Source organism: Campylobacter sp. JMF_04 NA10, assembly GCF_027737655.1.
Taxonomy (GTDB): Bacteria; Campylobacterota; Campylobacteria; order Campylobacterales; family Campylobacteraceae; genus Campylobacter_B.
The window spans coordinates 94,924-107,612 of the sequence record NZ_JAOVTZ010000001.1 but is presented as its reverse complement, the minus strand read 5'-3'; the positions used below and the strand labels follow the sequence as shown (position 1 = coordinate 107,612).

At 42.2% G+C, this 12,689-nt stretch carries 15 protein-coding genes; 13 read left to right on the top strand and 2 right to left on the bottom strand.

Going from position 1 to position 12,689, the window contains the following annotated elements; all coding sequences use genetic code 11:
- The first annotated feature begins 115 nt into the window (after positions 1 to 115).
- From mscL to OFO12_RS00515, 6 genes are all read left to right on the top strand, one after another.
- A complete protein-coding gene (gene mscL / locus OFO12_RS00540; RefSeq protein WP_270869085.1) occupies positions 116 to 514 on the top strand; it encodes a large-conductance mechanosensitive channel protein MscL in 399 nt (132 codons plus the stop codon).
- A 1-nt stretch (position 515) separates the two neighbouring features.
- Positions 516 to 1,154 (top strand): Crp/Fnr family transcriptional regulator, encoded by a 639-nt coding sequence (locus OFO12_RS00535; protein WP_270869084.1) that lies wholly within the window; start codon positions 516 to 518, stop codon positions 1,152 to 1,154.
- 12 nt (positions 1,155 to 1,166) lie between these two features.
- Entirely contained in the window at positions 1,167 to 2,291 is a 1,125-nt protein-coding gene (locus OFO12_RS00530; RefSeq protein WP_270869083.1) for a metallophosphoesterase, read from the top strand.
- Entirely contained in the window at positions 2,291 to 3,196 is a 906-nt protein-coding gene (gene asd, locus OFO12_RS00525; protein WP_270869082.1) for an archaetidylserine decarboxylase, read from the top strand. Before OFO12_RS00530 ends, asd begins: the two co-directional genes overlap by 1 nt.
- A 63-nt stretch (positions 3,197 to 3,259) precedes the next feature.
- Entirely contained in the window at positions 3,260 to 3,691 is a 432-nt protein-coding gene (locus tag OFO12_RS00520; protein ID WP_270869081.1) for a type II secretion system protein, read from the top strand.
- Positions 3,679 to 5,553 (top strand): primosomal protein N', encoded by a 1,875-nt coding sequence (locus tag OFO12_RS00515; RefSeq protein ID WP_442868082.1) that lies wholly within the window; start codon positions 3,679 to 3,681, stop codon positions 5,551 to 5,553. The genes OFO12_RS00520 and OFO12_RS00515 overlap by 13 nt, the downstream gene beginning before the upstream one ends.
- On the opposite strand, the gene ybeY is transcribed toward OFO12_RS00515, so the two are convergent.
- A complete protein-coding gene (ybeY, locus tag OFO12_RS00510; protein WP_270869079.1) occupies positions 5,550 to 5,969 on the bottom strand; it encodes an rRNA maturation RNase YbeY in 420 nt (139 codons plus the stop codon). The genes OFO12_RS00515 and ybeY overlap by 4 nt on opposite strands.
- Positions 5,970 to 6,024: 55 nt before the next feature.
- Here ybeY and queC point away from each other — a divergent pair, with 55 nt between their 5' ends.
- The gene (gene queC, locus OFO12_RS00505; RefSeq protein WP_270869078.1) at positions 6,025 to 6,702 is read left to right on the top strand and encodes a 7-cyano-7-deazaguanine synthase QueC; all 678 of its coding nucleotides are present in this window, start codon (positions 6,025 to 6,027) and stop codon (positions 6,700 to 6,702) included.
- 111 nt (positions 6,703 to 6,813) lie between these two features.
- Here queC and tsaD read toward each other — a convergent pair whose 3' ends face one another.
- On the bottom strand, positions 6,814 to 7,821 hold the full coding sequence (gene tsaD, locus OFO12_RS00500) for a tRNA (adenosine(37)-N6)-threonylcarbamoyltransferase complex transferase subunit TsaD (RefSeq protein WP_270869077.1): 1,008 nt from the start codon (positions 7,819 to 7,821) through the stop codon (positions 6,814 to 6,816).
- A gap of 161 nt (positions 7,822 to 7,982) precedes the next feature.
- Here tsaD and OFO12_RS00495 point away from each other — a divergent pair, with 161 nt between their 5' ends.
- Genes OFO12_RS00495 through OFO12_RS00470 form a run of 6 tightly spaced genes read left to right on the top strand, consistent with a single transcriptional unit; the run spans position 7,983 to position 12,689 of the window.
- A complete protein-coding gene (locus OFO12_RS00495; protein ID WP_270869076.1) occupies positions 7,983 to 8,933 on the top strand; it encodes an NAD(P)-binding domain-containing protein in 951 nt (316 codons plus the stop codon).
- Positions 8,930 to 9,640 (top strand): tRNA1(Val) (adenine(37)-N6)-methyltransferase, encoded by a 711-nt coding sequence (locus OFO12_RS00490; RefSeq protein ID WP_270869075.1) that lies wholly within the window; start codon positions 8,930 to 8,932, stop codon positions 9,638 to 9,640. The genes OFO12_RS00495 and OFO12_RS00490 overlap by 4 nt, the downstream gene beginning before the upstream one ends.
- A complete protein-coding gene (locus OFO12_RS00485) occupies positions 9,630 to 9,992 on the top strand; it encodes a YkgJ family cysteine cluster protein (protein ID WP_442868081.1) in 363 nt (120 codons plus the stop codon). Before OFO12_RS00490 ends, OFO12_RS00485 begins: the two co-directional genes overlap by 11 nt.
- Positions 9,971 to 11,404, top strand: a complete 1,434-nt coding sequence (locus tag OFO12_RS00480; RefSeq protein ID WP_270869074.1) for a tetratricopeptide repeat protein — start codon at positions 9,971 to 9,973, stop codon at positions 11,402 to 11,404. The genes OFO12_RS00485 and OFO12_RS00480 overlap by 22 nt, the downstream gene beginning before the upstream one ends.
- Entirely contained in the window at positions 11,401 to 12,198 is a 798-nt protein-coding gene (gene trpC, locus OFO12_RS00475) for an indole-3-glycerol phosphate synthase TrpC (protein WP_270869073.1), read from the top strand. The genes OFO12_RS00480 and trpC overlap by 4 nt, the downstream gene beginning before the upstream one ends.
- Positions 12,198 to 12,689 carry an HIT family protein gene (locus OFO12_RS00470; RefSeq protein ID WP_270869072.1) on the top strand — a complete coding sequence of 164 codons (492 nt, stop codon included), beginning with the start codon at positions 12,198 to 12,200 and terminating at the stop codon, positions 12,687 to 12,689. Before trpC ends, OFO12_RS00470 begins: the two co-directional genes overlap by 1 nt.

The following is a 12,689-nucleotide window of genomic DNA, read 5'->3' as shown; positions in this document are numbered from 1 at the left end:
TTTTCTTTATTAAATTTCAAAATTTGCCATTATACTTTTTTCTACCTAATAAAAAGCAAAAAGTAAGCAAAATTAGGTTATTATCTATCCTTTTATTTCCCAAAGGAGGCTTTTAATGAGCTTTATTCAAGAATTCAAAGAATTCGCAATGAAAGGCAATGTCATCGATATGGCAGTGGGTGTGGTCATCGGTGGAGCCTTTGGCAAGATCGTAACTTCGCTAGTAAGCGATGTCATTATGCCAATCGTCGGAGTTATCACAGGTGGTATGAATTTTACCGATTTAAAAATCGTTTTAAAAGAGGCTGTGGGCGAAACACCAGCCGTGACGATAAATTACGGCTCGTTTATCCAAACAGCGGTTGATTTTATCATTATCGCATTTTGTATTTTTTGCGCTATTAAGGCGATTAACAAGCTTAAAAAAGAAAAACCAGCCGAGCCTGAGGCCCCAGCTGAGCCTAGCGAAGATATCAAACTTCTAAGCGAAATCAGGGATTTGTTAAAAAAATAATATGGAAATTTTGAAATTTATCCATTTTTTTATGGGGCTTGATGAGGCCAAAATCGAGCGATTAGCGCAGATTAGTAGCAAAAAGGCTTTTAAAAAGGGAGAAATTTTATTTTATGAGGGCGATACAAGCTCTCATTTAATCATCTTGCTTAAAGGCACAATCGAGATTTATAAAACAGCTCCTAGTGGCAAGGAGATCTATATCCACGAAATCCGCCCGATGTCTTTCGTGGCTGAGGCTGTAAATTTCGAAAATATCCCCTATCCAGCCAGCGCGCGCTTTGCTAGCGGTGGCGAGGTTTTAAAAATAGATTATGAAAAATTTGTCGAAGAATTTTTGAGTGAGCCTGAGATTTGCATTAGCATTATAAAATCAATTTCGGCGAAGTTAAGGGCGCTAGAATTTGCGTTTGAAAACAGCGTCGTGCTACCTAGCGAGGCAAAAATATCAAAGTTTATCATCGAAAATTTTGATATTTTTACCAGCTCAAAACACATTAAAATCGCCAAAATTTTAAATATCACCCCCGAGACATTTTCTCGCACGATTACGAAATTTAAAAAATCTGGCGCGCTTTTGGTCGATAAAGACGGCGAAATTTCGGGCTTTGATAGAGAAAAATTAGAAAAATTTATCTGATTTGGAGTAAGAGTGAAAATCCCATATATTTTTCCGATTATAGCCACGACGCTCTTTGTTTTTTTGAATTTATACATTTACAAATCAATCTCAGCTAGGTTTGAAATTTATGATAAATTCAAAAAAATAAAGCCGTTTTTGATAGTTTTTTGCCTATTTTTGGTGATTTTCGAGGGTATGTTTTTTACTAGAAGCGTTTTTGTCGGCGCACTAAAAGATGAAATTTTATACAAAATTTGCGTCGTTTGCGTGGCTAGTAGCTTTTCGCTTTTCTTTTTGTGCCTAGCCTATGATATTTTAAATGTGAGTGCAAAATTTGCCAAATTTAGCGAGAGTAGGCGCAAATTTATTAAAATTTGCGTAGATGTAACCTTCGTAATAATGGCGTTTAGCTACCTTTTTAAGGGCTTTTACAACGCGCTTAAAACTCCGAAAATCAACGAGGTCGATATCAAAATCAAAAATCTAAGCCAGGATCTGAATTTGGCAGTGGTGAGCGACATACACTTGGGCGAGTTTTTGAAAAAAGATTTTTTGCAGACTATCGTAGCGCAGATAAACGCTACCAGCCACGACGGCGTGTGTATCGTGGGCGATATGTTTGATTTGCGTTCTCACGAGCTAGGCGATATTTTGGAGCCTTTGCGCGAACTAAAAAAGCCTGTGTTTTTCGTGACAGGAAATCACGAGTATTACAGAGGCGCGAAGGGCTTAATCGAAGCTTTGGAGCGCGAGGGCGTGAGGGTTTTGCAAAACGAGAGCGTGGAGTTTATGGGGATAAATCTGCTTGGCACGCACGATTTAAGCGGTGTGAGATTTAATGAATTAGAGCCGAATTTCAGGGCAGCCCTAAAAATGGCAGATCCAAATAAACCTAAAATTTTGCTCGCTCATCAGCCAAAATTTATAAATTTACATGTAAAAGATGAGGTGGATTTGTGTATTTGCGGGCACACGCACGGCGGGCAAATTTTCCCATTTAGCCTGCTTGTAGCACTCGATCAAAAATATGTCCATGGGCTATATAATGACGGAGCGAAGCAAATTTATGTGAGCAGTGGGGCTGGATTTTGGGGGCCTCCGATGAGGATTTTTGCCGACGCAGAAATCGCGCTACTAAGACTAAGGAGAGAGTGATGAAAAAGCTAATTTCACGCTGTTTTGGGGCTGTGGCTGGGGTAAAATTTCCGCGCCCTGTGCAGAAGTTTATAAATCAAAAATATATCGACGCTTTTGAGATTGATATGAGCGAGTTTAAAAGTGCTGGTGATTATGATAGCCTAAATGCGCTATTTACGAGGCGTTTAGTGAGGGAGCGTGAAATTTGCGCAGAGCCTAGCGCGTTTTTGAGCCCGAGCGATGGAGTGATTTTTGAGTGTGGGCGCACGAGTGATTTTAGCGCGTTTAGCATAAAGGGGCATAAATACGATATTTGGGAGCTTTTGGGGCTTAAATCTTGGGCTGGGGATTTGCAAAAGCAAAATTCAGAAATTTTTATTAGTTTGCTAAATTTAGATGATATGAAAACTTCCAGAGATTTTAAAATGTCGGCGGATTTGACATACGCAAACATCTATCTAAGCCCAAAAGACTATCATCATTATCACGCTCCATGCGATCTTAGCGTCATTGGTGCGCTATATATCCCGGGCGAGCTTCACAGCGTGGCAAAAAAATATCTGCTAAAAGTGCCAAATCTTTATGCCAAAAACGAGCGCGTGGTACTGCTGTGCAAAATGAGCAATGGCGGGCTTTTGTGGCTGGTTTTTGTAGGGGCGCTAAATGTAGGCAAGATGAAATTTGACTTCGATGAGAGGATTCAAACTAATGCTAAGGCTAACGATAAGGCTAGGGAAATTTTGAACTTTGATTATAATAAATTCGATTATGGCGAGGGCGTGAGCTTTAAAAAGGGCGAACATATCGGAAATTTCGAGCTTGGCTCTACGATAGTGATGATTGCCGAAAAGGAATTTTTAGAGTTTGAAATTTCGCAAGGGCAGAGAGTAAAATTTGCGCAAAAAATCGCTAGCTTAAAATAATTTAAAGCTAGCTTAATTTAATTTTAGCTATACTTAAATCTATTTTAAATCAAAGGATTTAATATGAAAAACGCATTTACTATGATTGAGTTGATTTTTGTTATCGTTGTGCTCGGCATTTTAGCAGGTGTTGCTGTGCCTAGACTAGCTATGACCAGAGATGACGCTACGGTCGCAAAAATGAGAGGCGATTTGGCTTCGATTAGAAGTGGAATTTCGCTAAAAAGAGGCGAAGAGCAATTAAAAGGCAAGAGTGCATGGCCTGATTTAAACAGCAGTGGCTCTGATATGTTTGGTAATGTTTTGCAAAATGACCTAACTGCAAGCACTGGCAAAAACGGCTGGAAAGTTAAAACACGAAATAAAACTTATGAAGCGTGTGTAGCTGGCAACTGCGTTGATTTTACATATTATCAAACAGCAGACGCTACTCACAAGGCTGGCACATTTGATTGTGACCACTCAAAACCAACTTGCCAAACATTAGCAGAATAAGCTTGTATTACTATGAAATCGCGGTTTTAGGGGCAAGACTAAAACCGCTTACCTATTTTTCAAATTCACAAATTTCACCATACCAAATAGTCCAAATTTCCGTAAAAAACGCCCAAAAACGCGGTGTAGTTTTGCGCGAAGTGCCAAAACCCGAGTTTTGCACGAAAGAAATCAGCGAAATTTTGCCCCTAAATTTCACGCCGTTTCAGGTGGAATTAGCGCAGTTTATTTCGCATTTTTATATCTGCGAAATCGGCGTGGCGTTTGGGGTTTTTGAGCCAAATTCGAGCATAAATTGCGCGCCTTGCGAAAAGCCAAATTTCACAAAAACGCCAAATTTGACCCCAGAGCAGACAAAAGCTCTAAATTTTGCCAAACAAAACGCCGTTTCGCTGATTTTTGGCGATACGGGAAGTGGCAAAAGCGAGGTTTATATCTCGCTCATAGCAGAAATTTTAAACTCTGGCAAACAAGCGCTATTTTTAATGCCAGAAATCTCGCTCACACCGCAAATGACGAAGCGCTTGCAAGGGTATTTCGGCGAGGCTCTTGGCGTGTGGCACTCCAAAATTACCCCCGCTAAAAAACGCCAAATTTTAGCCGATTTTTTCGCAGGCAAAATTCGCCTTATCGCAGGCGCGCGCTCGGCGCTGTTTTTGCCGTTTCATAACCTTGGCGCGATTATCGTCGATGAGGAGCACGATGATAGCTACAAATCAGCCTCCACTCCACGCATAAATGCCCGAGATCTCGCGATTTTTGCCGCGCACAAATGTGGCGTTAAAACCGTGCTTGGCTCAGCCACGCCCTCTCTTACGAGCTTTGCGAAACAGCCAAATTTCAGGCTCAAAGGCACCTATCACGCCACGCACAAACGCTACATTTACGACGAGAGCGAAACAGCTCTCACGCCCAAAATAAAAAAAGAAATCAGCGCAAGTCTAGGCGCAAATCGCCAAGTGGTGGTATTTTTGCCCACACGCGCAAATTTCAAATATATGGTTTGCAAGAGTTGTGGCGAGATTATCAAATGCCCGTTTTGCTCGGTGGGTATGAGCTATCACGAAAAGGAAAAGGCGCTAAAATGCCATTATTGCGGATACAGCGCGTTTTACAAACAGCCTTGCGCTAAATGTGGCAAAAGTGTAAGCGAGGCCAAAAAAATGGGCACGAGCGAGCTTTTAAAGGAGCTAAAAGCAAATTTCCCTGAGGCAAAAATCGCTAAATTTGACCGCGATGAGATTACGACCCAAAGAAAGCTAGAAACTCTACTAAACGATTTTAACGCCCATAAAATCGACATTTTGGTAGGCACGCAAATGCTTAGCAAGGGGCATGATTACCATGGTGTGGATTTGGCGGTGATTATGGGGATTGATGAGCATTTGAATTACCCTGATTTTAGGGCGCGTGAAAAGACCCTAGCCCTTGGCATGCAAGTAGCAGGCAGAGCCGGTAGAAAGGGCGAAGGCAGGGTCGTGATACAGACTCTGCAAAGGGTGTTTTTTGAGGATTTTTTGCAGGATTATGACGCGTTTTTAGAAGAAGAAAGCGAGGATCGAGATCCGCTGTATCCGCCATACACTAGGCTTTTGCGTGTTTTAATCTCGCATAAAAACGAGGCAGAGGCGGCTAAAATTTGCGCTAGCGGGCTTGAAATTTTGCACGGCGCGCTAAAAGCCAGAAAACTAGCCAATTTGCAAATCATAGGGCACGGCAAGGCTGGAATTGCGCTGATTGCGGGCAAATTTCGCTACGAAATACTGCTTCGAGCTAGCACGCACACGCCACTTTTAAAGGCTGGCGCACTTTTAGCGCATTTGCCCGTTGAGATTGATATGGATCCGATTAATTTTTCTTAAATTTCATCTGTGCGCACAATCAGGCTTTTTGGAAGATTAAATTTAGCGATGATTTCGCACTCTTTTTCGCGCATTTGCCCGTTATCAATTTCGTGATCAAAACCCAAAATATGCAAAAGTCCGTGTGTGAATAAAAGCGCGATTTCATCGTTATTTGAGTGTGAAAATTCTAACGCTTTTTGCTCTACTAAATCCAAATTTATCACAACAGAGCCTATCGGGGCAGTATTCGCACCACCTGGCACAATTTCGAGCGGAAAACTAAGCACATCGGTGGTTTTATCTACCCCACGCGCGCTTTTGTTGATTTCGCGCATTTCCTCGCTTCGCACGAAGACTAGCTCGACCGCGCCTGCGCTAAGCGTAGTTAAAATTTCGTCCAAAATTTTTGGGTAATTTTCTTCACAAAGTATCAATTTCAAGCCCTTTAAATCAAAATTTGCCTATAATTCTACCAAAAAAGGATTAAATTTGAAAAAAGCTTTATGTATCATCAGTGGCGGTATGGATAGCACGACCTGTGCGTATATCGCCAAAAATAGGGGCTACGAGGTAGTTGCGCTGCATTTTGATTACGGACAGAGAACGGAGGCGAAGGAGCGGGAGAGTTTCTTGCGAATTTGTGATGATTTGGGCGTTACGAGGCGATACACGCTGGATGCTAGATTTATCGCGCAAATCGGCGCAAACTCGCTTACAGATACGAGCCTTAGTGTGCGAAAGGGCGCAAATATCGACAAAAACGAGATCCCAAACACCTATGTGCCGTTTCGAAACGGCGTGTTTTTGAGTATCGCGGGCGCGCTTGCCGAGCGTGAGGGGTGTGAGGCGATTTTCATCGGCGTGGTGCAGGAGGATAGTAGCGGATATCCTGATTGCACGGCGGAATTTATCGCAAAAATGCAAAGCGCGATAAATGCGGGCACTTCGCCGAATTTTAGCGTGGAGATTAAAACGCCTTTGGTGCATTTAAACAAGGGCGAGATTGTGGCGCGTGCGCTTGAAAATGGCGTAAATTTGGGGCTTACTTGGAGCTGTTACACAAACTCGCACAAGGCTTGTGGCGTGTGCGATAGCTGTCGATTACGCCTAAATGGCTTTGCAAAAGCCGGCGTAAAAGATCCAATCGAGTATGAAATCGAAATTTAAAATTCCTTACGCTAAATTCGCTGTCATTGCGAGCAAAGCAAAGCAATCCAGTAAAATTTAGAGCAAAATTCTACTTAAATTTAGGATTGAACGATTTTTAAAATTTAAATTTCACTCAAATGCGGAGTTTAAATTTAAACTTGGGATAATTTGCAAATTTTGCGGTGCAATGAAGTCGTGGTTGCGGTATTTTTCGAGCCCAGCCCTAGCTATCATCGCAGCATTATCCGAGCAAAATTTCAGTGGCGCAAATAAAAGTTCGCACTCGTGCGCGTCGCATAAATTTGCCAAATTTTGCCTCAAATGCGTATTCGCACTAGCCCCACCCACGACGCCAAAACGCCTAAATTTGCGCTCATCAAAGACCCGCGAGAGTTTATCCATGATATGCTCGCAAGCACTTTTTTGAAAGGCGTAGGCGATATCGCACTTATCTTGCCCCGCTAGTTCGCCATTTTGCGATAGTTTTTCGATTTGCACTCGAACGGCATTTTTAAGGCCTGAGAAGCTGTATTGTAGGCGTTTATCGCCCTTTAAAGGCACTGGAAAGCTAAATTTTGGCTTGCCATTTTTGGCTAAATTTTCGATTATCGCGCCGCCTGGATAGCCAAGTCCTAGCATTTTGGCGCATTTGTCAAATGTCTCGCCAAAGCTATCATCGCTAGTGCTTGCAAGCACGCTGATTACGCCCTGGGCGTCAATATCAAGAATCATCGTATGCCCGCCACTTACTAACAAAACCCCAAGCGGAAACTCTGCTTCTTTGTCCAAAAATAGCGAATAAATATGCCCAATTAGGTGATTTACGCCAATTAGTGGCAAATTTAGCGCAAGGCTAAGAGTTTTTGCCATATTCACACCCCCTATCAAACTCACACTAAGGCCCGGTGCGTGCGTTACGGCGACGGCTTTAAGAGAGCCAAAAAAGGGCTTTGCGCGCTCTAAAATGTTAGGAAGGGCTTGCGTATGAAGCCTAGCAGCTAGTTCTGGCACGACACCGCCGTATTTGGAGTGTTCGAGTTCTTGGGAGATTTTTTCGTAAAACTCTAATGCGAAATTCGAGCTGTTTAGCACAGCAATCGAGCTGTCATCACAGCTACTTTCAATGGCTAAAATCATTATTTTCCTTTAAATTTTTTCTAAATTTAGCATTTTTGGGCTAAGTTTTGGGTAAAAATAAAACAGACTAATTAAATCTTTAAAATTTTAATAATTTTTACCATTTATAAATAAATTTTGATTATAATCAAAGGTTGTAAAATTTAACACAAAGGAAAAAAATGATAAATGTTTATGATGTAGTTGTCATCGGTGGCGGTCCTTGCGGAATCGCGGCCGTGGTCGAGGCCAAAAGAAAAGGCGTAGCCAAGGTGCTTTTGCTAGAAAAAGGCGATAATCACTCTCAAACAATCAGACAATTTTACAAAGACAAAAAACGCGTAGATAAAGAATACAAGGGCATGGATAGCGAAACAAAGGGCACGATTAGCTTCGAGACTGGCACGAAAGAGAGCGTGTTGGATTATTTCGATAGCTTGCTAGATCACGGCGATATCGATATTTACTTCAACAGCGAGGTCGAAAAGGTCGAGAAAAAGGACGATGGGCTATTTTGCATAACCACAGCCTCAGCTGGATTTGTGGCGCGCAATGTCATCATCTCAATCGGTCGTATGGGCAAACCAAACAAACCAAGCTACAAAATCCCGCCATCAATTACACAAAAAGTAAATTTCAATCTCGATAAATGTAGCGTCAATGAGAAAGTCCTAGTCGTGGGCGGTGGCAACTCAGCCGCCGAATACGCACTCTCGCTATGCAAAACAAACACCGTTACCCTATGCTACCGCAAAGAGAGTTTTACAAGGTTAAATGAAATCAACGAAGAAGATATCAAAAAAGAGGCTAGAAATGGCGACATTATCCTGCGCCTTGGCCTTGATATCGAAGCGCTAGAAAACGAAAGTGGCAAGGTGCTAGTGAAATTCACAAACGGTATGGAGTTAGTTTATGATCGCATAATCTATGCAATCGGTGGCACGAGCCCTGTGGATTTCCTTAAAAAATGTGGCGTAGAATTCGACGAAAACGGCGTGCCAAGCGTCGATGAGAGGTGTGAAACAGCCACAAAAGGGCTTTTTGTGGGTGGAGATTTGATCACCAGAAACGGCGGTTCGATCGTCGTAGCCTTCAACCACGCTCACACAATCGTAGAAAATCTGCATTTATGAGACTTTTCCAGCTAAAAAGTGGGTATCGCTACACCAGCGATACCATTTTTTTATGGAATTTTATCTGCGAAAACTGGCTTAACTCTCGCGCCACAAAATCTCTTAAAATTTTAGATGTTGGGGCAGGGTGCGGGATTTTGGGGCTGATGTTGAAGCGGGATTTTCCAAATTTAGATTTAAGCTTGCTTGAAATCCAAGAGCAAAATTTAGAAATTTTGCGTAAAAATTGCGAGCAAAATTCATTGCAAGCGCAAATTTTGCACGAAAATTTCGCAAATTTTAAAAGCGAGCAAAGATTTGATTTAATCGTTTCAAATCCGCCATTTTACAGGGAAAAAATCCTAACTAGCCAAAATTCGCACATCGCGCTAAGCAAAAGCGCCACAAGCCTAAGCCTTAGCGATTTCGTGCGTGTTAGCAACACTCATTTAAAGCCAAAAGGCGCGCTGATTTTTTGCTACGAGGCTGGCAAAATCGCGCAAATTTGCGAAATTTTGCAAAACTATAAGCTAAATTTGACAAAGCTTGCTTTCATCTATCCCAACGAAAACAAGCCCGCCAAACTCGCACTTTTTTTGGCGCAAAAAAGTTCGCACTCGCTTTGTGAAATTTGTGCGCCGATTTATACATTTCTTAATGGTGAAAAAAGTAAAATAACGGCTAAAATTTATGAAAAAGCCAATTTAGAAAGTGTCGATATTGAGTGAGTTTGACTATACCTTCGATAGTAGCGCCTGCGAAAGCTGCGGCGGCAAGTGTTGCACGGGCGAGAGCGGATATATTTGGATAAATGACGCAGAAATCGAGAAACTCAGCGAATTTATGGGGATAGATAAGGCAAATTTTATCCGCGTATTTTTGCAGCGAGTTGGGAATAAATTTAGCATAAAAGAAAAACCATACCTTGACGGTATGGCGTGTGTGTTTTTCGACGAAAAGCACCGAAACTGCGGGATTTATGAATACAGACCAAATCAATGTAGAACCTTTCCATTTTGGGAATATTTCAAAGAGCATAAAGATGAATTGGAGAAAGAATGTATTGGGGTAAAATTTTAACCGCTTTTTTGGCTCTTGGCACCCTAAATTTGGGCGCTAGCGAAACCAAAAGCGACGCGATAAAAGATATGAATAAAAGCTCGGTTATCACAAATACTGCGCCGGTACCCGAGAAAAACGCTAGCGAAAATGTAGCGCAAAAGGCCACCACACCGCAAAAGTTAAAAGAGGCGATGAAGGCTTACGATGAGGCTGAGCTAAATTTCGATCTGCTAACTGCGCTCGAACTAGCCAATAAAGACCCGCAAAGCGCAATGAAGCTTTACGAAAAAGCCTTTTTAAAGACAAATTCGCAGGTGTATTTGCTAGAAGCCTTAAAGCTTGCGTTTTTCTTAAAAGATAGCAAAGCAACGGCGCGCTACCTAGCTTTGGGCGATAAAATTTTGGCTGATGATAGCGAGTATTTGCGCGTAAAAGTGGGGTATTATATGGGGCAGGGCGAAATACTCAAAGCCAACACTACCGCGCTTCATTTAGCAAATTTAGAGGTAAATTCGAGAAATTACTCGATTTTGGGCGCGACATATTATGCTATGGATAATTTCGCCCTAGCCAAGCAGTATTTCGAAAAGGCCTACGAGCTGGAAAAATCAGAGGAAAATTTAATCCGCCTTAGCGATGTGCTTTTAAATAGGCTTGATAGTAGCGACGCTGCGGTGCGTATCATGGAGACACATAGGCGAATTTACGGGTGCGCTAGTGGTATGGTGTGCGAGGTTTTGGCTGATGTGTATCGCATGCAAAAAAAATACTTTGAGGTCGCCAAACTCGATGAGGCGCTGTATGAGAGCAAAAAAAATACAAAATTCCTAGACGATATGATTGGGATTTATTATTATATGAAGGAATTTGATAAAATCATCGAAATTTTGCAAAAATACGATTATAAAAAAGATCTCATAATGGACGCTTACGCCCAGAAAAAGGACTTCGCCACAGCTATGAGATTAGCGCGCGAGGAGTTTTCGAAAACCGAAAATTACGATTATTTGGCGAACGAGGCGATTTATCTGTATGAATCTTTTGGCGATAAAAAAACAGCTGCTCAAATTAACGAAGTCGTGGCGAAATTTGAAAACATAGCTAGCAAACTAAAAGATCCGGTGCATTTGAATTACTACGGATATATTTTAATCGATCATGATTTAGATATCAAAAAGGGCATTGATTATGTCGAGCGCGCCCTAAAAGACGAGCCAAATTCAGTTTATTACATAGACTCGCTAGCATGGGGGTTTTATAAACTTGGCGAGTGCGAAAAAGCCAAAGAGTGGATGGACAAGATAAAAGACGATGAGTTTTACACTAGCGATGAGGGCAAGGGGCATGTGAGCGCGATAGAGAGATGCGTGATAGATAAAAATATCCAAAAAATAGGCGAAATCGCAGGCGGAATAAAGGCGCAAAAATGATTTTAGATGAAATTTTAGAAAAAACGCGCGAGGATTTGGCTAGGCGCAAAGAAAAATTTAGCTTTGATATGCTTGGTCGCACGCTAAGTGCCAACCCCATGATACCGCGCGACGCGAAAAACGCGCTAAAAAGCACCCCGGATAATCCGCTTCGCATAATCGCAGAGGTGAAAAAAGCAAGCCCTAGCAAGGGCGTCATCAGAGAGGATTTCGATCCGCTTAAAATCGCTATGGAGTATGAAAAATCAGGCGCGAGTGCGTTTTCTATTTTGACTGAGCCACACTATTTTAAGGGCGATATTAGCTACATTTCGCAAATCAGGCGTTACACAAACACGCCGATTTTGCGCAAAGATTTTATAATCGATGAGTATCAAATCCTAGAAGCGCTCGTGTATGGGGCGGATTTTGTGCTATTAATCGCAAAAGCTTTGGAGCAAAAAGAGCTTAAAAGACTTTTGGAATTTGCTAGGCATTTGGGGCTTGAAGCGCTTTTTGAAATTCACGATAAAGATGATTTGAAAAAGGCGATTTTCGCAGGGGCTGATATAATCGGCATAAATCACCGAAATTTGCAGACTTTCGAGGTTGATTTGAGCTTATCGGCAAATTTAATCCCGCTTATCCCAAATGGCAAAATCATCGTGGCTGAAAGTGGGCTAGGCTCGCACGAACAGCTACTCGAATTAAGCGCGCGCGGGGTCGATGCGTTTTTAATCGGCGAGAGTTTTATGCGCCAAGATGATGTCGGTGCGGCGCTAAAAGCCGTAAAATATGGCACAAAGGAGATATAATGGAATATATTTGTGCTCCGTGGAGAAGTGATTATTTTACCGAAAAACGCAGCGGTTGCCCATTTTGCGCAACCGCAAAGGCAAAAAATGGAGAAAAGTGTGTAGGCGTGGTATTTCGCGCTAAATTTTGCTTCGGGCTTATGAATTTATATCCATACAATCCCGGGGCTTTTATGGTGATTCCTTACGAGCACACCGATAATATCGAGAATTTACCGCTAGAAGCGTGGTTAGAGATGAGCGAATATGTCCAAAAGGGCGTGCGAGTGCTAAAAGGCTGTCTTGGCGCAAAGGGGGTGAATATCGGTATGAATCTAGGCTCCGCCGCTGGGGCTGGGATAGCCGAGCATGTGCATTATCATCTAGTTCCGCGCTGGGAGAGAGATACGAATTTCATCACTACAATCGCAAATGTGCGTGTAAATGGCGTCAGCTTTGCTCCGCTTTATGAAAAGATAAAAGCTGGATTTGAAAATTTGAATAAGGATTAA

What these genes read in the sequence shown, in the direction of transcription:
- mscL (WP_270869085.1), top strand. Translation starts at nt 116, where the DNA reads ATGAGCTTTATTCAAGAATTCAAAGAATTCGCAATGAAAGGCAATGTC.
- OFO12_RS00535 (WP_270869084.1), top strand. Translation starts at nt 516, where the DNA reads ATGGAAATTTTGAAATTTATCCATTTTTTTATGGGGCTTGATGAGGCC.
- asd (WP_270869082.1), top strand. Translation starts at nt 2,291, where the DNA reads ATGAAAAAGCTAATTTCACGCTGTTTTGGGGCTGTGGCTGGGGTAAAA.
- OFO12_RS00520 (WP_270869081.1), top strand. Translation starts at nt 3,260, where the DNA reads ATGAAAAACGCATTTACTATGATTGAGTTGATTTTTGTTATCGTTGTG.
- tsaD (WP_270869077.1), bottom strand. Translation starts at nt 7,821, where the DNA reads ATGATTTTAGCCATTGAAAGTAGCTGTGATGACAGCTCGATTGCTGTG.
- OFO12_RS00495 (WP_270869076.1), top strand. Translation starts at nt 7,983, where the DNA reads ATGATAAATGTTTATGATGTAGTTGTCATCGGTGGCGGTCCTTGCGGA.
- OFO12_RS00490 (WP_270869075.1), top strand. Translation starts at nt 8,930, where the DNA reads ATGAGACTTTTCCAGCTAAAAAGTGGGTATCGCTACACCAGCGATACC.
- OFO12_RS00480 (WP_270869074.1), top strand. Translation starts at nt 9,971, where the DNA reads ATGTATTGGGGTAAAATTTTAACCGCTTTTTTGGCTCTTGGCACCCTA.
- trpC (WP_270869073.1), top strand. Translation starts at nt 11,401, where the DNA reads ATGATTTTAGATGAAATTTTAGAAAAAACGCGCGAGGATTTGGCTAGG.
- OFO12_RS00470 (WP_270869072.1), top strand. Translation starts at nt 12,198, where the DNA reads ATGGAATATATTTGTGCTCCGTGGAGAAGTGATTATTTTACCGAAAAA.